This window comes from Streptococcus equinus, from assembly GCF_900101445.1.
Classification (GTDB): Bacteria; Bacillota; Bacilli; order Lactobacillales; family Streptococcaceae; genus Streptococcus; species Streptococcus equinus_B.
Map to the genome: position 1 here is coordinate 65,916 of NZ_FNKE01000001.1, position 19,990 is coordinate 85,905.

At 38.3% G+C, this 19,990-nt stretch carries 21 protein-coding genes; 20 read left to right on the forward strand and 1 reads right to left on the reverse strand.

Features of this window, described 5'->3' with window-relative positions:
* Nucleotides 1–53: 53 nt before the first annotated feature.
* From BLR83_RS00355 to BLR83_RS00450, 20 genes are all read left to right on the forward strand, one after another.
* A complete protein-coding gene (locus tag BLR83_RS00355) occupies nt 54–530 on the forward strand; it encodes a FeoA family protein (RefSeq protein ID WP_074559490.1) in 477 nt (158 codons plus the stop codon).
* Nucleotides 527–2,665 (forward strand): ferrous iron transport protein B, encoded by a 2,139-nt coding sequence (gene feoB / locus BLR83_RS00360; protein WP_074559492.1) that lies wholly within the window; start codon nt 527–529, stop codon nt 2,663–2,665. Before BLR83_RS00355 ends, feoB begins: the two co-directional genes overlap by 4 nt.
* A 5-nt stretch (nt 2,666–2,670) precedes the next feature.
* Entirely contained in the window at nt 2,671–2,817 is a 147-nt protein-coding gene (locus tag BLR83_RS00365) for a FeoB-associated Cys-rich membrane protein (RefSeq protein WP_039697306.1), read from the forward strand.
* 137 nt (nt 2,818–2,954) lie between these two features.
* On the forward strand, nt 2,955–3,809 hold the full coding sequence (locus tag BLR83_RS00370) for a bifunctional methylenetetrahydrofolate dehydrogenase/methenyltetrahydrofolate cyclohydrolase (RefSeq protein ID WP_074559493.1): 855 nt from the start codon (nt 2,955–2,957) through the stop codon (nt 3,807–3,809).
* Nucleotides 3,806–4,639: an NAD(P)H-hydrate dehydratase gene (locus BLR83_RS00375; protein WP_074559495.1), complete on the forward strand. Its 834-nt coding sequence runs from the start codon at nt 3,806–3,808 to the stop codon at nt 4,637–4,639. The genes BLR83_RS00370 and BLR83_RS00375 overlap by 4 nt, the downstream gene beginning before the upstream one ends.
* A 232-nt stretch (nt 4,640–4,871) precedes the next feature.
* Nucleotides 4,872–5,495 carry a DUF6287 domain-containing protein gene (locus tag BLR83_RS00380; RefSeq protein WP_074559497.1) on the forward strand — a complete coding sequence of 208 codons (624 nt, stop codon included), beginning with the start codon at nt 4,872–4,874 and terminating at the stop codon, nt 5,493–5,495.
* Between the two features lie 37 nt (nt 5,496–5,532).
* Nucleotides 5,533–7,596, forward strand: a complete 2,064-nt coding sequence (locus tag BLR83_RS00385) for a GBS Bsp-like repeat-containing protein (RefSeq protein ID WP_074559499.1) — start codon at nt 5,533–5,535, stop codon at nt 7,594–7,596.
* A 59-nt stretch (nt 7,597–7,655) separates the two neighbouring features.
* Nucleotides 7,656–8,225, forward strand: coding sequence for a L,D-transpeptidase (locus tag BLR83_RS00390; protein WP_074559501.1), 570 nt, complete (start codon nt 7,656–7,658; stop codon nt 8,223–8,225).
* Nucleotides 8,226–8,438: 213 nt separating this feature from the next.
* Nucleotides 8,439–9,767: an exodeoxyribonuclease VII large subunit gene (gene xseA, locus BLR83_RS00395; RefSeq protein ID WP_074559503.1), complete on the forward strand. Its 1,329-nt coding sequence runs from the start codon at nt 8,439–8,441 to the stop codon at nt 9,765–9,767.
* Nucleotides 9,757–9,972, forward strand: coding sequence for an exodeoxyribonuclease VII small subunit (locus BLR83_RS00400; RefSeq protein ID WP_006531527.1), 216 nt, complete (start codon nt 9,757–9,759; stop codon nt 9,970–9,972). Before xseA ends, BLR83_RS00400 begins: the two co-directional genes overlap by 11 nt.
* The gene (locus BLR83_RS00405) at nt 9,972–10,841 is read left to right on the forward strand and encodes a polyprenyl synthetase family protein (protein ID WP_074559505.1); all 870 of its coding nucleotides are present in this window, start codon (nt 9,972–9,974) and stop codon (nt 10,839–10,841) included. The genes BLR83_RS00400 and BLR83_RS00405 overlap by 1 nt, the downstream gene beginning before the upstream one ends.
* Nucleotides 10,834–11,658 carry a TlyA family RNA methyltransferase gene (locus tag BLR83_RS00410; protein ID WP_074559507.1) on the forward strand — a complete coding sequence of 275 codons (825 nt, stop codon included), beginning with the start codon at nt 10,834–10,836 and terminating at the stop codon, nt 11,656–11,658. The genes BLR83_RS00405 and BLR83_RS00410 overlap by 8 nt, the downstream gene beginning before the upstream one ends.
* The gene (locus BLR83_RS00415) at nt 11,645–12,115 is read left to right on the forward strand and encodes an arginine repressor (RefSeq protein WP_074559509.1); all 471 of its coding nucleotides are present in this window, start codon (nt 11,645–11,647) and stop codon (nt 12,113–12,115) included. The genes BLR83_RS00410 and BLR83_RS00415 overlap by 14 nt, the downstream gene beginning before the upstream one ends.
* Nucleotides 12,116–12,128: 13 nt before the next feature.
* On the forward strand, nt 12,129–13,787 hold the full coding sequence (recN, locus tag BLR83_RS00420) for a DNA repair protein RecN (protein ID WP_074559511.1): 1,659 nt from the start codon (nt 12,129–12,131) through the stop codon (nt 13,785–13,787).
* A 138-nt stretch (nt 13,788–13,925) separates the two neighbouring features.
* Nucleotides 13,926–14,768 carry a DegV family protein gene (locus BLR83_RS00425; RefSeq protein ID WP_074559513.1) on the forward strand — a complete coding sequence of 281 codons (843 nt, stop codon included), beginning with the start codon at nt 13,926–13,928 and terminating at the stop codon, nt 14,766–14,768.
* Entirely contained in the window at nt 14,761–15,609 is an 849-nt protein-coding gene (locus tag BLR83_RS00430; protein ID WP_074559515.1) for an SGNH/GDSL hydrolase family protein, read from the forward strand. The genes BLR83_RS00425 and BLR83_RS00430 overlap by 8 nt, the downstream gene beginning before the upstream one ends.
* Nucleotides 15,578–16,180 (forward strand): YpmS family protein, encoded by a 603-nt coding sequence (locus tag BLR83_RS00435; RefSeq protein ID WP_074559517.1) that lies wholly within the window; start codon nt 15,578–15,580, stop codon nt 16,178–16,180. Before BLR83_RS00430 ends, BLR83_RS00435 begins: the two co-directional genes overlap by 32 nt.
* A 94-nt stretch (nt 16,181–16,274) precedes the next feature.
* Nucleotides 16,275–16,550 carry an HU family DNA-binding protein gene (locus BLR83_RS00440; protein WP_009853724.1) on the forward strand — a complete coding sequence of 92 codons (276 nt, stop codon included), beginning with the start codon at nt 16,275–16,277 and terminating at the stop codon, nt 16,548–16,550.
* Nucleotides 16,551–16,728: 178 nt separating this feature from the next.
* Complete coding sequence (locus tag BLR83_RS00445; RefSeq protein ID WP_074559520.1) at nt 16,729–16,926, forward strand: hypothetical protein; 198 nt, start codon at nt 16,729–16,731, stop codon at nt 16,924–16,926.
* Nucleotides 16,927–17,346: 420 nt separating this feature from the next.
* Complete coding sequence (locus BLR83_RS00450) at nt 17,347–18,831, forward strand: peptide MFS transporter (protein WP_081340998.1); 1,485 nt, start codon at nt 17,347–17,349, stop codon at nt 18,829–18,831.
* A gap of 109 nt (nt 18,832–18,940) precedes the next feature.
* Here the strand turns inward: BLR83_RS00450 and BLR83_RS00455 are convergent, their stop codons facing one another.
* On the reverse strand, nt 18,941–19,876 hold the full coding sequence (locus BLR83_RS00455; RefSeq protein WP_074559524.1) for a dihydroorotate oxidase: 936 nt from the start codon (nt 19,874–19,876) through the stop codon (nt 18,941–18,943).
* Nucleotides 19,877–19,990 lie beyond the last annotated feature (114 nt).

Here is a 19,990-nt window from a genome sequence, read left to right on the forward strand (position 1 = left end):
TTCGGACGGAAGGTCAAATATTTTATCAAAAAAATTTGGGGAGGTCAAGAATTTTGATTTTGCAGAATGCTAAAGTTGGTATTCCTTACACTATTGTCAGTATTGATTTACCTGATGAGAGTGTTAGACACTTGTCAGACTTGGGGCTAAAAGTAGGAGCCTCACTTAAAGTGGTTTCTAAAACGCCAACTAGTGCGATTGTTATGCTTAAATCAAGTCGTTTGGCTTTTGATCAATCGATTTTAAGTCAAATTGATGTCACAGAAGAAGAAGGTGCTCTATTATCCCTTCCTCTTTCAGAGTTAAAAGTAGGTGAGTATGCTTACGTTGACGGTATTTATGCAATGAATGAAGCAAAACGTCGTCTTATGGATATGGGCTTGACTCGCCATACAAAAGTTTACTTACGTAAAGTTGCTCCTTTAGGAGACCCAATTGAAATTAGCTTACGCGGTTACGAATTGACACTTCGTAAGTCTGAAGCGCAAATGATTAGTGTCGTAAAAGTAGATAGCGAGGGGGAAAAATGACAGAGATAGCCTTAATCGGTAATCCGAATAGTGGTAAAACAAGTCTTTTTAACTTATTGACAGGAACAAGTCAACGCGTTGGTAACTGGCCTGGTGTTACTGTTGAGCGTAAAAGCGGAACAGTTAAGAAACATGCAGACTGGAAAGTTCAAGATTTACCAGGGATTTATTCAATGTCACCTTACACGCCTGAAGAAAAGGTTGCGCGTGATTATTTATTGAGTAATGATGCTGACAGCATTCTTAATGTTGTTGACGCAACAAACTTGGAACGTAACCTTTACTTGACAACTCAATTAATTGAAACAGGTATTCCAGTGACTGTTGCTCTTAATATGAGTGATGCCCTAAAAGCTCAAGGTAAAACAATTAATGTTGATAAACTTTCTTATCAATTAGGTGTTCCAGTTGTTTCAACTAGTGCGGTTAAAAATACAGGTGTCGATAAAGCTGTTAAAAAAGCAGCTAATACGACAAAAGAAAGTGTTGATTTTATTCAATACCCAACTTACAGTGACCAATTCGAAGCAGCTGTTAAGCAAATTATCGATATTTTAGGAGATGTTGTTCCAGAACGTTCAGCGCGTTTCTACGCTATCAAATTGTTTGAACGTGATAGCTTGGTTCAAGACGAAATTAACTTGTCAGATTTCCAAAAAGGTGAAATCAACCAAGTCATTAAGATTACAGAAGAACTCTTTACTGAGGATTCTGAATCAATCGTCATTAATGAACGTTATGAATTTATCGAACGTGTGGCTAAAATGGCTCAAAACCAAGATAGCAATTTCAAAATGACAGTCTCAGATAAAATTGACCGAATTGTTACCAATCGTATCTTGGCCCTACCAATTTTTGCTGTCGTGATGTTCTTGGTTTACTATCTTTCAATTCAAACTGTTGGTACAATGGGAACTGACTGGGTTAATGATGTTCTCTTTGGTGAATTGGTTCCTGGTTGGGTTCAATCTGGTCTTGATGCTCTTCATGTTTCAGGATGGCTAGAGTCACTTATCATTGATGGTATTGTGGCTGGTGTCGGAACTGTCCTTGGTTTCTTGCCACAAATCTTTGTCCTCTTTATCTGCTTGGGTATTTTGGAAGATATTGGTTACATGAGCCGTATCGCTTTCGTTATGGACCGTGTCTTCAGACGTTTTGGTTTGTCTGGTAAATCATTCATTCCAATGTTGATTGCAACAGGTTGTGGTGTTCCAGCGGTTATGGCTAGTCGTACCATTGAAAATGAACGTGACCGTCGTATCACAATTATGACAGCAACTTTCATGCCATGTTCAGCTAAATTGGCAATTATTGCTTTGATTGCAGGAGCTTTCTTCCCTAACAATCCAATCGTTGCCCCATCAACTTACTTCATTGGTGTGATTACAATTATCCTTTCAGGGATTGCTCTTAAGAAAACGAAATTACTCGGCAGCTATGTCAGTCCATTTATCATGGAATTACCAGCTTATCACATGCCAAAAATCATGAGTGTGTTACGTTACGCTTTTGGTAAAGCTCTTAGCTTTGTGAAACGTGCTGGTACAGTTATCTTTAGCTTGACAGTTATTATTTGGTTCATGTCAACTTATAACTTTACTTTCCAAGCTGTTGATACTGACCACTCTATCTTGGCTTCACTTGGTAAATTGATTTCATGGCTCTTTGCCCCACTTGGTTTTGGTAACTGGAAAGCAACAGTGGCTGCTGCAACTGGTCTTGCTGCCAAAGAAGCCGTTGTCGGAACATTTGGTATCTTGTACAATGACAGTACAACTCATGGTTTGTACCACGCATTGCAATTGGATTACTCAGCTCTTGCAGGTTACTCATTCTTGATTTTCAACCTTCTTTGTGCACCATGTTTTGCCGCAATGGGAGCTATCAAACGTGAAATGGGTGATGCTAAGTGGACACTTGGAGCTATTGGTTTCCAAACAGGTCTTGCTTACGTTGTTAGTCTGATTATTTATCAACTTGGACTTGTTGCTTTCTACGGTAAAGGTATTAACTTCTGGACAATCGTAGCAGTTGTTCTATTAATTGCGATTATCTACTTTATCGTGAGAAAACCAGCTCAAGAAAAAGAAGAAGTGATTACATTAGATAATCTAGAAAAAGTTGGAGAATAATGTTTATGGCGACTATTATTATTGCATTGCTAATTGCATTTGCTGTCTTTATGGGCTTACGAAGTTTCATCAAGGGTAAAGGCTCTTGTGGTGATTGCAATTGTTCGTGTCCCGTAAAAGATAGCCAACATAAAAATGCAAAAGTGAAATAAGAAAAGAAGTACTTGCTCATCTGAGCAGGTATTTTTTTATTGTATTTTTATAGAATATTCTGATAATTTATTAAAAAATATTTTATTATGAAGTCGCTTTCTGGTATAATAGAGGAAATAAATATCAGGAGAATTTCATGGCAAAACTTATAGATGGTAAAGCTTTAGCTGCTAAAATGCAAAATGAATTAGTTGAGAAGGTTGAAAAATTAAAAGCTGAAGCTGGTATTGTGCCTGGTTTGGTGGTGATTTTGGTTGGTGATGATCCCGCTAGTCAGGTTTATGTGCGTAATAAAGAGCGTTCTGCTAAGAAAGCTGGATTCTTGAGTGAAACAGTTCGTTTATCAGAATCAACTAGCGAAGAAGAATTGATTCAAGTCATTGAGCAATACAACAACGATGATCGCTTCCACGGGATTTTGGTGCAATTACCACTTCCTGCCCACATCAATGATAAACGTGTGATTTTGGCAATTGATCCTAAAAAAGATGTGGATGGTTTTCACCCTATCAACACAGGTCATTTGTGGAATGGACGTCCAGTCATGGTTCCATGTACACCAGCTGGAATCATGGAATTATTGCGTGATTACGAAGTTGATTTAGAAGGAAAAACGGCAGTTATTATCGGTCGTTCAAATATTGTCGGAAAACCAATGGCGCAGCTCTTGCTTGATAAAAATGCAACAGTGACACTAGCGCATTCACGTACTCGTGACTTGGCGCGTGTGACAAAACAAGCAGATGTTTTGATTGTGGCAATCGGTCAAGGACATTTTGTGACTAAGGAATTCGTCAAAGAAGGTGCTGTAGTCATTGATGTTGGTATGAACCGTGATGAAAATGGCAAATTAATTGGGGACGTTAAGTTTGATGAAGTAGAACCAGTAGCTAGTCTCATCACACCAGTTCCTGGGGGCGTTGGTCCAATGACAATCACTATGCTGATGGAACAAACTTATCAATCAGCTCTTAGAAGTGTGAAAGCATGATTATTGACGAACGATTAGCGCGCAAGGTTGTTGTTAAACGTCAAGCGGATTCTCATAAAGGAACTTATGGGCGTGTGCTCTTGATTGGTGGCTTTTATCCTTATGGCGGGGCTATTATCATGAGTGCCTTAGCTACGGTTAAAAGTGGTGCTGGCCTAGTGACAGTAGCGACGGAGCGCGAGAATATTGCAGCGCTTCACGCTCACTTACCAGAAGCTATGGCTTTTGATTGTGAGGACGAAGAATTTTTAGCAGAAAATCTTGCCAAGGCAGATGTGGTTTTGATTGGTCCTGGTTTAGGGGAAAATAGCAAAGCTATACGTGTGTTTGAAGAAGTGCTTTCTAAAGTTTCTGAAAATCAGATTTTGCTTGTTGATGGCTCTGCTTTAAATCTTCTTGCCAAAGCTATGCCAGTTTTCTGTCAGGCAGGACACATCATTTTAACGCCGCACCAAAAGGAGTGGGAACGTCTGTCTGGTTTGACAATTGCTGCCCAAAGTCTTGAAAAGACACAAGCAGCTCTAGCTAATTTTCCAAAAGAGACGATTTTAGTAGCTAAAAGTCATCACACCAAAATCTTGCAAGGTAGCCAAGTTGGAGAATTAACCGTTGGTGGTCCTTATCAGGCAACTGGTGGCATGGGCGATACCCTCTGTGGGATGATTGCAGGCTTTGTAGCACAATTTAAGGAAAATCTTTTTGAGAGTGTAGCAGTGGCAACTTATCTGCACTCAGCAATCGCTGAACAACTCAGTCAAGAAGCTTATGTCGTTTTACCGACAACAATCAGCGCTGCTCTTCCAAAAGTCATGAAAAAATTATCAGAATAAAATAGGAAAGTGCACTTTTTATTGTAAAAAGTGTACTTTTTTGTTCTCCAAAATACTAACAAAGTAAAATATTTCAAAAATGTTACAAATATTACAGTTTTATATTGACTTCTGTAAAAAACTACTCTATAATATTGGCAGAATTGGCCGATTCTATAAAATAATTTAGCTGTTAAATGCTGATACAACGATATTTATCGCTTGTTTATCAGCAATGGTTCAGGAGATTTTTATGAAAAAAGAATGTAAAGTAACTGTAACATTACTGTGCTCGTTATTCTTATTGGGAGCTTGTTCAAGGACTGAAAGGGCCAAACCTGCTAGTAGTAGTCACATAAAAGTGACTCGAACAAGTAAAAGTAGAGCTGAAAAGAAAGTGATGAAGCCAAACGTTTCAACCAATCAAGAAGTTGTGGCATCATCACCTTCTGTTACGGATATGACTGCTGCAGGAAATGAAGCGCAAGATGATGAAACTAAGGTGGTCTCACCTAGTCAAGATCAGGCGAATCAACCAAGTGAGTCAGATATTGATTTTGAGTGTCTTGCCTATGGTGATTTTTCTAGCCTTTCTGGGACTTGGAGTAATGATTTGGGAGAATCAGTCACCTTAGCGCAAGATGGGCAGGCAAGTCTTTCACGAACACAGTCACCTTATCAAGTCAAGACAAATATTGTTAAAGGTAATGTTTGTTTTGGGACAATTTATGATCCCAATTCATTGACTGAAAGTGCAGCATTTATTGTGGTACCGAAGGGAATTGGTGATCCGTTTTTGGGAGAAGTAAGGACAAGTGATTGTCTTATTATTGGACAATGTGCTTCTGATTCTGAGCATCCATATTTTAAACATTAAATTGGGAATTTTTTAAGATTAAGAGGGGAAAGATATTATGAAAAAAGGTAATTTTAGTCAAAGAGCACAACGCTTTTCAATTCGTAAATATAGCATTGGAGTTGTATCTGTTTTGGTAGCAAGTGTGCTATTTATGGGAGGACATGTTGTAGCAGCTGAGGATATGTTGTCAGCGGATGCCATGTTACAAGAACAAGTCACTCAATCAAGTAATAATCAGGTAGTAACTAATGAAAACACTAAGCAGGAAACAAATGAGGGAGAACTTGTTTCTAAAGTTAATCAGCCTAGTGAAGTGCTTGATATTAGTGCTAAAGAAGAAGCTGTGAATGCTGATCAAAACCTAGCTTTAAAGGATAATCAAGTATCTACAGAAGAAAATCAGCCAGAACAAGAGACCGTTGTTAGCGAAGAAATTAATCAGTCAGCGGACTTTCCTGAGACTGTCACTGTTGATGCGACTACTTTAGAAGGTGAAGCAAAAGCCAATCAAGAGTCTTTTGTTAGAGAATCAAAAGTGTCTGTTACTGCTCAAAGTAATTTACCAAGCCAAGGTTATTACACTTATTCTCAAAAGACAGAAGTAAAAAATGAGCCGAGTGTCTCAGCTCCAGTTGCTTTTTATGCTAACGCTGGTGACCGTGTTTTTTATGACCAAGTCTTAACACGAGATGGTTATCAATGGATTTCTTATAATTCTTATTCAGGTCAACGCCGTTATGCTGCTATTTCTAAATTAACAGCTGAAGTTGTTCAAAAATTATCTGGCTCACTTAATTTTCAAAATGTGACAAGCCAAGGCTTTGATGTCCTAGTAACAAATATCTCAGATCCTAAGGGGATTACAAGTGTTAAAGTTCCTGTTTGGACTCTTAAGGACGATCAAGATGATATCATCTGGTACGATGCTACTAGACAAAGTAATGGCGATTACAAAGTTCATGTGAATACAGTGGATCATAAAGGTGAAACTGGAACCTTTATGATCCACTTGTATTATCAAGAAAGTGACGGACACCTTCAAGGAGTAGAAGCAAAGCAAGTTACCTTACCAGAAAAAGCAACAGGTGCCCAAACGCTTCCTGCTCAAGGTTCTTACACATTTGAAAATACAGTAGAAGTAAAAAATGAAGCTCGTATGTCGGCACCGACTGAATTTACGTTTGAAAAGGGTTATAAATTAGATTACTACGACCAAGTTTTAGAGGCTGATAATCATCAATGGATTTCCTATGTCAGCCATAGTGGCGTTCGTCGCTATATTCCAATTGCAACTTTGACAAATCAAAAATCAACAGGAGATATTTCGGTTAATAATCATGCTAACGGTGATTTTGATGTGGTTATTTCGAATATTTCAGATGCCAACGGTGTATCAGCTGTCAAGGTTCCTATTTGGACCGTCAAGAATGACCAAGATGATATCATTTGGTACGATGGTGTCAAACAAAACGATGGGACTTATAAGGTAACTGTTAAACTTTCAGACCATCGTAATGAACGAGGTGCTTATAATATTCACCTTTATTATATAGAATCAAATGGGCAGCTGCAAGGTGTTGCAGGAACTCAAGTGACGATTCCTGAAGCAAGATTGTCGGGCGATTTACACATTAGCAATCAGTCTGCAGCAGGTTTTGATGTTTTGGTAACTAATGTGTCTAATCCTGGTTCACTGAAAGCGGTTAAGGTACCTGTCTGGTCAACGCAGGGAGGACAAGATGACATTATTTGGTACACTGCAACTAAACAAGCTGATGGTAGTTATAGGACAAGAGTTAATGTTAGTGACCATAAAAATAATTATGGTGAGTACAATATCCACCTTTATTATGAGCAAGCAGATGGTTCTTTGAGAGGTGTTGGTGGTGTTAAAACAACCCTTGAAGCACCTAAGGCACCAGCGATGCCACAAAGTGGGACTTATACTTTTACAAGTTCAAAAGAGGTCAAGAGTCAACCGCGTTTATCAGCACCAACAGAATTCACGCTTGATGTAGGTTACCAAGTCCGCTATGACAAGGCTTTGTATGCGGATGGTCATCAATGGATTTCTTATCTTAGCTATGGTGGTTTAAGACGTTACGTTTTAATAGATTAAAAGGAGAAGGGGCTTCTACCAGTGCTTAAACTGGTCGAGGTAGAGTTTAGGAAAAGGGAATGCGAAAGAAGTTTTCAAAAAAGGTTCTTATCTTACTTTTGACTTTTGCTAACTTAGTGGTTGGTTATAGTCTTTGTCGACAACTGATGGTTACTCATCAAGAATCTGAGGTTAGACTTGATGAGTATGCTTTTGAAAAAAGCATGAAGAAAACTCAGAAGAAAATTTATCCTGACTTGTCAAAGTATGATCATTTAAGTATTTTAGTGTCAATTTCACAGCAGAAAATGATTGTTTATTCTAAAAATGATGTCATTTTTAAAACCAAAGTATCGACTGGCGCTAAAGATACGCCAACACCAACGGGGAAATTTGCTATCGAGGCAGAACGTGGTGACTTTTCTTATGATGATAGTTTGAACCGAGGTGTTTGTTACTGGGTATCCTTTAAAGACCATGGAGCATGTCAGTTTCAAAGTCTTCCGACAGATTGGAAAGGAAAGGTCTTGAAAGGAGAGATGAAGAAACTCGGAAGGGCATGTACTGATGGAAATGTAAGATTATCAAAAGAAGATGCCAAGTGGCTTTTTGAACACATGCCAGAAGGTGTTATCGTTAGTGTGCATTAGTTAGAGGTTCTAGAATTAGAAAAAATTTTCGATTTTCAATAGACTCGCTTTTGAATTTTTAGGCTCGAGAAAAAACTGTCCAGTGGACATAACTCGCTTTTGAATTTCTAGGCTCATGAAAAAACTGTCCACTGGACAGTTTTTTTCTGCTATAATAGTAAATGATATGCAAAATTTGTATGAAGCCAAAAATACTATGGAAGGGAGCCTGTCATGTCAGATTATTTAAGTGTTTCGACCTTAACTAAATACCTTAAATTAAAGTTTGATTGCGATCCTTATTTGGAGCGGGTTTATTTGACAGGTCAGGTTTCCAATTTTCGACGTCGTCCAACGCATCAATATTTTTCTTTGAAAGATGAAAATGCGGTGATTCAAGCGACGATGTGGGCAGGGACTTTTAAAAAACTTGGTTTTGAGCTTGAAGAAGGCATGAAAATCAATGTTGTGGGACGTGTCCAACTTTATGAACCGAGTGGGTCATATTCTATTATTATTGAAAAGGCAGAGCCAGACGGTATTGGTGCTTTAGCGCTGCAATTTGAACAGTTGAAGAAGAAATTAGCAGAAGCTGGCTACTTTGATGAGCGTCATAAGCGTCAACTGCCTCAATTTGTGAAGAAAATCGGTGTGGTAACCAGTCCAAGTGGTGCGGTTATTCGAGATATTATCACGACAGTGTCGCGTCGTTTTCCTGGGGTTGAGATTTTGCTTTTCCCGACAAAGGTTCAAGGCGAAGGTGCTAGTCAGGAAGTGGCTGCTAATATCGCTAAGGCAAACGAACGTGATGACTTAGATCTTTTGATTATTGGTCGTGGTGGAGGTTCTATCGAGGACTTGTGGGCTTTTAACGAAGAAATTGTTGTTCAAGCGATTTTTGAATCTCGTTTGCCAGTGATTTCGAGTGTGGGACACGAGACGGACACGACCTTGGCAGATTATGTAGCCGACCGTCGTGCAGCGACTCCGACAGCGGCTGCTGAGCTTGCGACACCTGTGACTAAGGCTGATATTATTTCTTGGATTGCTGAGCGTGATAATCGAATCTATCAAGCGACATTGCGTCGCATTAAGCAAAGTCAAGAACGTCTTGATAAATTAGCAAATTCAGTGATATTTAGGCAGCCAGAGCGTTTATATGATGGCTATGTTCAAAAACTGGACCGCTTGACCATGTCCTTGACAAATACCATGCAAAACCAATTTAGCCAAGCTAAACAACGTCAAGAGTTATTACACCAGCGTTTACTTGCTTTGGATTTTGATAGTCAGATTAAGCATTACAAAGACAATTTGCAAAGCTTAAAACGTTTATTGTTATCAAATATGACTAGTCAATACGATAGTAAGTTAGCGCGATTTGAAAAGGCACAAGATGCCTTATTGTCTCTGGATACTAGCCGTATTATTGCTAGGGGCTATGCGATGGTGCAAAAAGATGATAAAGTCATCTCAAGTGTGACCGATGTCAATCCAGGAGACCAATTGACGGTTCAATTAAAAGACGGTCAACTCGAAGTGGAGGTAAAAGATGCCAAGTAAAAAAACATTTGAAGAAAATTTACAAGATTTAGAAGCGATTGTGACAAAACTTGAAAACGGCGACGTAGCTCTTGAAGATGCTATCGCTGAATTTCAAAAAGGAATGCTTCTTTCAAAAGAATTGCAAAAAACACTAGATTCAGCTGAAAAAACACTTGTTAAAGTGATGCAAGCTGACGGAACTGAAACAGAAATGGATGCCTAATGGATAAAGTAAGTAAAATTGGTCAAGCCATTCATCGTTATTACGAACAAAAAGACTTAGTATCACCTGACTTGATTGAGTCAATCTTGTATTCTATTGATGCTGGGGGCAAACGTATCCGTCCATTGATTTTCCTAGAATTGCTAGAAGGTTTTAGAATTTCATTGACAGATGCTCACTATGATGTGGCTGCCGCTCTTGAAATGATTCACACAGGTAGTTTGATTCACGATGATTTGCCAGCCATGGATGATGATGATTACCGTCGCGGACGCTTAACAAACCACAAAAAATTTGATGAAGCAACAGCGATTTTGGCTGGAGATAGTCTCTTTTTAGACCCATTTGATTTGGTGGCAAATGCTGCGCTAGCAGCTGACATCAAGATTCGTTTGATTGCAGAATTATCACATGCTTCAGGAACTTATGGTATGGTCGGTGGTCAAATGCTTGATATGAAAGGGGAAGAACGCAAACTCAGCCTTTCAGAATTGCAGTTGATCCATGCCAACAAGACAGGAAAATTATTAACCTTCCCTGTTGTGGCGGCTGGTATTGTAGCGGGTGTAGCTGCTGAAGAACTTGAGGAGCTGCGCAAAGCAGGAAGCTTGATTGGGCTTGCTTTCCAAGTTCGCGATGATATTTTAGATGTAACAGCAAGTTTTGAAGAAATTGGAAAAACACCGAAAAAAGATTTGCTAGCTGATAAAGCGACTTACCCAAGCTTACTTGGTTTAGATAAGTCTTATGAAATTTTAAATCAATCGCTTGACCAAGCGCTAGCGATTTTCAAAAATCTCTCAGCCACTCATGGCTTACATGCAGAAAAAATCACAGAAATGATAGAAAGGTTACGACTAAATGCCTAAGGAAAGAGTTGATGTACTAGCCTATAAACAAGGGCTTTTTGAGACACGTGAGCAGGCAAAACGTGGAGTAATGGCTGGTTTAGTAGTCAATGTTATTAATGGCGAGCGCTACGACAAACCAGGTGAAAAAATTGATGACGCAACAGAATTAAAACTAAAAGGTGAAAAACTAAAATACGTCAGTCGAGGTGGACTAAAACTCGAAAAAGCTTTGCAAGTTTTTGAGATTTCTGTTGATGGCCAAACAACGATTGATATTGGGGCTTCAACAGGTGGTTTCACAGACGTGATGCTACAAAATGGTGCAAAATTGGTTTATGCTGTTGATGTGGGAACTAACCAATTGGTTTGGAAACTACGTCAAGACGAACGTGTGCGTAGCATGGAACAGTATAATTTCCGCTATGCTGAATTAGCTGATTTTACCGAAGGGCAACCAACTTTTGCTAGTATCGATGTCAGCTTTATTTCGCTGAATTTGATTTTGCCAGCACTTCATAATATTTTGGCTGATGATGGTCAAGTGGTAGCTCTTATTAAACCGCAATTTGAAGCTGGACGTGACCAAATCGGAAAAAATGGAATCATTCGTGACAAAGCTGTTCACCAAAAAGTTTTGGAAACTGTGACAAGTTTTGCTGTCGATTTCGGATTTACAGTTAAAGGGCTTGATTTCTCACCTATCCAAGGTGGACATGGTAATATTGAATTTTTGGCGCATTTGCAAAAATCAGCTGATGCGAAAAATTTAGTTGCTACTATGATTCCAGAAATTGTTGAAAAAGCGCATAAGGAATTTAAAGATGAAAAAGAGTGAACGTTTAGAATTAATTAAAAAGATTGTTGCTGAAAATGCTGTTGAAACACAGCATGATTTGCTAAAGTTGCTTGAAGCTGAAGGACTCACTTTGACACAGGCTACCATTTCTCGTGATATGAATGAGATTGGTATCATCAAAGTGCCGTCAGTTGATGGACCATACATTTACGGTCTTTCAAAAGATAAAACTAAAAAAGTTGGACAAGTATCTGTTCCAATTAAAAGCACTGTCCTTGCTGTTTCAGAAGAAACTGCAGGTCTTGAAAATATGATTAATCTTGATGTCATTCCAGGAAACAGTCGCTTAATCAAACGTTTCTTGTTAGAAGATTTCAAAGATAGTCTTTTTAGCGTTATTGCTGATGATGATAGTTTGTTAGTGGTCGCAAAAACAGCAGAAGATGCTGCAGCCATTCGCCAAGAAGTTCGTAAATGGATGTCTGACCACAAGTAAGAAAGGTCGTTCTATGCTTTTAGAAATTTCCATTAAAAATTTTGCCATCATTGAAGAAATCTCATTGACTTTTGAAAATGGCATGACCGTTTTGACGGGTGAAACTGGTGCAGGGAAGTCTATTATTATCGATGCCATGAATCTCATGCTTGGTGCGCGTGCCAGTCTTGATGTCATCCGTCACGGGGCAAATAAAGCTGAAATTGAAGGTCTGTTTTCAGTTGGTGAAAATGCTGCGCTCACGCAAATTCTGGAAGAAAACGGCATTGAAGTTACGGAAGAATTAATTATTCGCCGTGAAATTTTGCAAAATGGTCGTTCAATTGGTCGCATTAATGGTCAGATGGTTAACCTTACAACCCTTCGTGCTGTTGGGCAATATTTGGTTGATATCCATGGGCAACATGACCAAGAAGAATTGATGAAACCAAACATGCACATTCGTATGCTTGATGAATTTGGGGATAGCCATTTTGCTTCGGTCAAGAAACACTACCAAGACCTTTTTGAGCGTTATCGCCGTTTGCGTAAACGTGTTTTGACTAAGCAAAAAAACGAGCAGGAACACAAAGCGCGTATCGAAATGCTGGAATTTCAAATTGCAGAGATTGAAGCAGCTGCCCTAAAATCAGGTGAAGACCAAGCGCTCAACCAAAAGCGTGACAAATTGTTAAATCACAAGCATATTGCAGACACCTTAACTAATGCTTATGTCATGCTTGATGATGAAGAGTTTTCAAGTTTGTCAAACATTCGCTCAGCTATGAACGACTTGATGACCTTGGAAGAATTCGATGCGGATTACAAAGAAATGTCATCGAATGTTTCTGAAGCTTATTATATTTTAGAAGAAGTGACTAAGCATCTTGGTGATGTCATTGATGAGCTAGATTTTGATGCTGGAAGTCTTCAACAAATTGAAGCTCGTTTAGAAGTGATTTACAGCATTACACGTAAATACGGTGGCAGTGTTGATGATGTTTTAGATTATTATGAAAATATCACCAAAGAGTACAATCTTTTGACCGGCAACGATGAGTCATCTGATGATATGGAAAAAGAGCTCAAACGCCTAGAAAAAGAATTGATTGTTGCTGCTGAGAATCTTAGCCAAGAACGTCATCACTTAGCTAAGGACCTAGAAGCTGAAATCAAGCAAGAATTGGCTGATTTGTACATGGAAAAAGCTGATTTTCAAGTGCAATTTAGCAAAGGAAAATTCAACCGTGACGGGAATGAAGCTATTGAATTCTACATTTCAACCAATCCTGGAGAAGGGTTCAAACCTTTGGTTAAGGTGGCATCTGGTGGTGAAATTTCCCGTTTGATGTTGGCTATAAAATCTGCTTTTTCACGTAAAGAAGACAAGACAAGTATTGTCTTTGACGAGGTTGATACAGGAGTTTCTGGACGTGTAGCGCAAGCTATTGCCCAAAAAATCTATAAAATCGGTAGTCACGGGCAAGTTTTGGCGATTTCACACTTACCACAAGTGATTGCGATTGCGGATTATCAATTCTTTATTGAAAAACGTAGTGATGAAAATACAACAGTTTCAACAGTGCGTTTGTTAAGTGAAGAAGAGCGTGTGGAAGAAATTGCAAAAATGCTTGCAGGTAGTGATATTACGGAAATGGCGCGTGAACAAGCGCGTGAATTGCTAAAGAAATAAAATAGGAGCCTCAGGGCTTCTTTTTTTGTCTTCTAGACACCATCCTGATAAAATGTCCCCCAACTGCTAAAAATTTGGTATAATGGTTGTTAGGATAAAATTTTGATATAAAGTTTTGAAAGTATGATAGGATAAAAAATGAGTAAAATTAAAATTGTTACAGATTCATCTTTAACGATTGAACCAGAATTAGTTGAAAAATATGATATTACAGTTGTGCCATTGTCAGTTATGATTGATGGTGTTGTTTATTCTGATAACGACATGAAAGAGGAAGGAAAATTCCTCAACTTGATGCGCAACAGCAAAGAATTGCCTAAGACAAGTCAACCCCCTGTTGGTGTATTTGCAGAAGTTTACGAAAACTTGATGAAAAATGGTGCTGAGCACATTGTTTCAATTCACATCACGCACACCCTTTCAGGAACTGTTGAGGCAGCCCGTCAAGGAGCTAACCTTGCTGGAGCAGACGTAACGGTTATCGATTCAACATTTACTGACCAATGTCAAAAATTCCAAGTGGTGCAAGCTGCAAAATTAGCCCAAGAAGGTGCTAGCTTGGAAGAAGTTATTGCTAAAGTAGAAGAAGTTCGCCAAAAATCAGAACTTTACATTGGTGTTTCAACCCTTGAAAATTTGGTTAAGGGTGGACGTATTGGACGTGTTACAGGTCTTCTCAGCTCACTTCTTAACATTCGAGTGGTTATGGAAATGATTGATTGCGAATTGAACACAGTTATCAAAGGTCGTGGTGTTAAAACATTTAACAAATGGCTTGATAGCTTTATTGAGCATGCACAAACGTCTGGCAAAAAAGTCGCTGAAATCGGTATTTCATACTGTGGAACGTCTGATATGGCAAATGGCTTTAAAGAAAAGCTGCAAGTTTTGGGTGCCCCAATTGCTGTTTTAGAAACTGGTTCAATCATCCAAACGCACACTGGTGAAGACGCTTTTGCGGTTATGGTACGCTATGAATAAGAAAAAGAATTTTTTAACTGGGTTTGCTTTCTTTTTAGCAAGCCTTCTTCTGTTTATTGTCATTTTTAATGTGCTTATTCCAAAGTCAGATCAAGAGTTAACCAAGAAGGATTTCCTAGCTCAGCAGACAAAGTCCTTTCGCTATGTAGCTATCGGTGATTCCTTGACCGAAGGGGTTGGTGATACGACTAATCAAGGTGGTTTTGTCCCAATTCTATCCCAAAGTTTAACAGATGCTTATCATTATCAAGTTACTCATGATAACTACGGGGTTTCAGGAAATACCAGCAATCAGATTTTGACGCGAATGAAAGACAAGCAAGACATCCAAAATTCCTTGGCTAAAGCGGATATGATGACCCTGACTGTTGGGGGAAATGATGTCATGGCAGTTATTCGCAAGCATTTGACGAAATTATCTGTGGCAACCTTTAAAAAGCCTGCCAAATCATATCAAGAACGTCTACGTCAGATTATTGAGCTAGCTCGCTCAGAAAATGAGGATTTGCCAATTTATATTTTGGGGATTTATAATCCGTTTTACTTGAATTTCCCTGAAATGACGGAGATGCAAGAAATCATCAATGATTGGAATGATGCTACTGAGAGCGTGACAAAAGAGTACCGTCATGTTTATTTTGTTCCAATCAACGACCAGCTCTATAAAGGAATTGATGGTCAAGAAGGAATCGTGTCAACATCTGGTGACCAAACAACGGTTATCAACGATGCGCTGTTTAGTGGTGACCATTTCCACCCGAATAATATTGGCTATCAAATTATGTCAGACGTAACAATGGAGAAAATCAATGAAACTAAAAACGAATGGAACAAAGACTAACTGGTGGAAGTGGGCGTGCCTTCTCATTTTAGCTATTAATGTGGCTTTTGTGGGAGTGATTGCTAGCCGCTTAATCCAAGTCAGAGAACCAGCAGCACAAACGATTACTTCAAAAAAAGCTAAAAGTGTCAAAGTTGGAACAGTTTCAACAACACGTGAGCAATTGAATGACACAGTCGCCTCATATTTGAAAGACTATCAAACAAAAAATTCATCTTACAATGTTTACGCAACTTCATCAGCGATTTTGTTTGAAGGAACTTACACTTTCTTGGGTTATGAAGTGCCACTTTACATTTATTTCCAACCAAGTCGCCTAGAATCAGGTGCTATTCAGCTAAAAATCACTTCATTTTCAGTTGGAACACTAACATTGCCAGAATCAGAAGTTTTGAAGTACTTGAAATCAAGTGTTGACCTTCCAAATTTTGTGGAAGTTTTGCCAAAAGAGTCTGTTATTAATATCAATATTCAGAACATAAAAAACGATGCTGGCATCTTTTTGAAAGCGACAACAATCGATCTTGTAGGCGATCAATTTAACTTTGATATTTACAAGAAAAACAGCTAATTAAACGTTTAATACTTGACCTTAAGCCTTTTTTTGGGTATCATAGACTTTGTTAAAGTGTTAACGCTTAGAAATTAATTGGAGGATTTGTTAAATGGCTAACAAACAAGATTTAATCGCTAAAGTTGCAGAAGCAACTGAGCTTACTAAAAAAGATTCAGCAGCAGCTGTAGATGCAGTATTCTCAGCAATCGAAAGCTTCCTTTCTGAAGGCGAAAAAGTTCAATTAATCGGTTTTGGTAACTTTGAAGTTCGCGAACGCGCAGCTCGTAAAGGTCGTAACCCACAAACTGGTGAAGAAATTGAAATTGCAGCTTCAAAAGTACCTGCATTCAAAGCTGGTAAAGCACTTAAAGACGCTGTAAAATAATTACATAGAAAAGAACCTTGTCATATCAACCGTTGTTGAGTCTGGCAAGGCTCTTTTTTTCTTGTAAAGAAGAAAAGTTTTACAGTAATAAGTCAAGGTAATTCATGCTTTTATGTTATAATCGAACATAGAAATATCGTGAATTTACGTGTGATAAATGTAAAGAAAGAGTTAAATCATGGATAAAACACTTTTGTTAGTTGTTATTTTTTTAGGGGCGTTTTCACTTTTTAAGGCTGTGATGTTGATTATGGTGGGACTTGCCATGAAACCAAAAGTTGATGAGAATGGAAATATCATCACTCAAGATCAAGCAGAAGAAGACGATAAAACAAGCCCAGACGAAGACGACAGTGATTTTTGGGATAATTGGTAAAGAATAAGGAAGTTTGGGGTGAGAGCTGATTTCTCAGCCGATTATGGCTAAGTTAGCAGTGACTACTTGCTTTAATAATTAAAAATTGTCTAAAGAAGGAAATCTAACTAGCCAAATGAACTAAGTTAATTAAAGTTGGCATATTTTTGACAGTCATTTTTAAAAATTTATTTTCAGATTGTTGAAATGCGTATATTTATTACAATTTTATAAATTGAGGGGGTGAGTATTTTTGACTCAGCCTCTTTAAAAGCCCAAAAATAGCGCCTTTATGGCGCTATTTTTTTGAGTAAGTTATTTGAAAAGGATGTTGATTTTGAGAGGAATTTGCTGTGATTATATCCATTTTCAAGAATTTACTTAATATTTTAAATAAAATTTCTATTGCCCAAATTAAAAAAAATCTATATAATGGATTGTATGGAAAAAAATAAAGAAAAAACATTTTTTGGACAGCCTAAGGCTTTGTTTACTTTATTCCAAACAGAACTTTGGGAACGATTCTCGTACTATGGAATGCGTGCGATCTTAATTTACTATTTGTACGCATCTGTTACTTCAGCTAACGCAGGGTTAGGACTTCCTAAGCCACAAGCAATGGCTATTGTAAGTATCTATGGAGCTCTTGTATACCTTTCAGGTATTATTGGTGGATGGTTTGCAGACCGCGTCCTTGGCGCATCTCAAACAATCTTCATCGGTGGTATTCTTATCACCCTAGGGCACATTGTTTTAGCTCTTCCGTTTGGCTTGACGTCTCTTTTCATCTCACTATTCTTGATTATCTTGGGAACAGGGATGTTAAAACCAAACATTTCAAATATGGTTGGTCACTTGTATGAACCAGACGATCCTCGTCGTGACACAGGTTTCAATATCTTTGTCATTGGTATCAACATTGGTTCATTGCTTGCTCCTATCGTAGTAGGAACAGTTGGACAAAGTATCAACTATCACTTAGGTTTCTCTCTTGCCGCTATTGGTATGGTATTTGCTCTATTTGTTTATTGGTATGGACGAATGAAGCAATTCCCAGAAATTGGAAACAAACCTTCTAATCCATTAACGACAGCAGAGAAAAAAGGGTTAGCAATTAAATCAGTTATTGGTTTTGTTATCTTAGCTATTGCTGGAACATTGCTTTACCAAGCAAATCCAGCTAAATTCGTTGATAACTTCATCAATATTCTATCAATGGCTGGTATCTTCATCCCATTTATCTACTTTATCTTGATGTTCGCATCTAAAAAAGTTTCAAGCACAGAACGTAAGCAATTGTTGGCTTACCTTCCATTGTTCTTGTCTTCTATCGTATTCTGGTTAGTTGAAGAACAAAGTGCGACAGTTATTGCTGTCTGGGGTGAAACTCGTACAAACTTGCATCCAACAATCTTTGGTATTAACCTTTATATTGACCCTTCATGGTATCAATTGCTTAATCCATTGTTTATCGTTATCTTGACACCATTATTTGTTTGGATTTGGAACAAAATGGGTGAACGTCAACCATCAGCGGTTACAAAATTTGGATTAGGGTTGTTGTTAACTGGTGTGTCATACATGATCATGGCTTTGCCAGGTATGTTGTACGGAACAAACAACCGTGTAAGCTTTATCTGGTTGGTAGTAATGTTTGCCGTTCAAATGGCTGGTGAGTTGTTAGTTTCTCCAGTAGGTCTATCTGTTTCAACTAGACTTGCACCACTTGCATTCCAATCACAAATGGTTGCACTTTGGTTCTTGGCAGATTCAACTTCACAAGCAGTGAATGCTTTGATTACACCATACTTTACTAAAGACACAGAAGTAGCATTCTTCGGTATCTTAGGACTTGTATGTCTTGGTATTGGTGCATTGTTGCTACTTATCAAAAAACCAATTTTGAACTTAATGCGTAATAATTAATCAATTAGGAACTCTTTCTCTTATGAGAAGAGCTTCTATGTCAACTGTAGGAGGTGGCAAATCCTAAAAAGAGTGAGGACAACATGTCCTTGCTCTTTTTATTTTTTTCTTAGTCGATATATTTCAATTTGCCACGGAAGTCTTCTAGGGTTTCATAACCTTTTTCTTCCATGATAGCTTTAAGTTCTTCTGTGATGCGTGCAAAAGCAGCAGGACCTTCTTGATGAAGGATTGTTCCAAGTTGAACCATACTTGCACCACATAAGATGTGCTCAAAAGCGTCACGACCTGATTTGACACCACCAGTTCCGATGATTTGGATAGAAGGATTTAGGCGTTTGTAAAAGGCATGAACATTGGCAAGAGCAGTTGGTTTGACATAGTCGCCACCGATGCCACCAAAACCATTTTTAGGTTTGATAACAACAGTTTCATCGTCAACCACCAAACCATTTCCGACTGAGTTGATGCAGTTAACGAAAGTTAGTGGAAATTGATTGAAGATAGCTGCCGCACGGTCAAAGTGTGCGATATCAAAATATGGAGGCAATTTAACTCCAAGAGGTTTTGTGAAGTATGTGAAGATATCTTTTAAAATTCGTTCAGTTGTTTCAAAATCATAAGCGATTTGTGGTTTACCAGGGACATTTGGACAAGAAAGGTTTAGTTCTACAAGTCCTTGGTAGTCAGACTCTTGAACTGCTTTTAAGATAGTATGTGTTTCTTCTTCAGACATACCAACAAGTGATAAAAAGTGATTTTTACTATTTGGTGTGTTTTGGAGTTCAGTAACGTAGTCAAGATAATATTGGAAACCATTGTTTGGAAGTCCCATAGAATTGATTGAACCAAGAGCTGTATCAGCGTAACGTGGTTCGGGATTTCCTGGACGTGCAGCCAATGTTCCAGTTTTTGTGACGAAAGAGCCTGCAGCAGAAGCTTCAATTTCAGTTAATTCTTCTCGAGTCATACAATAAACGCCAGCAGCGTTCATCAAGCAGTTGTCAAAATCGAAAGCTCCAATTTTAGTTGCAGTTGAAACCATAAAGTCCTCCAAAAATCTATTATCACACAATAGTGAATTTTCTGATATTACAAGAAACATTTTACTATTTCAGTAACTCGAAAGCAAGTCTTTTTCCGAACATTTTTGATAATT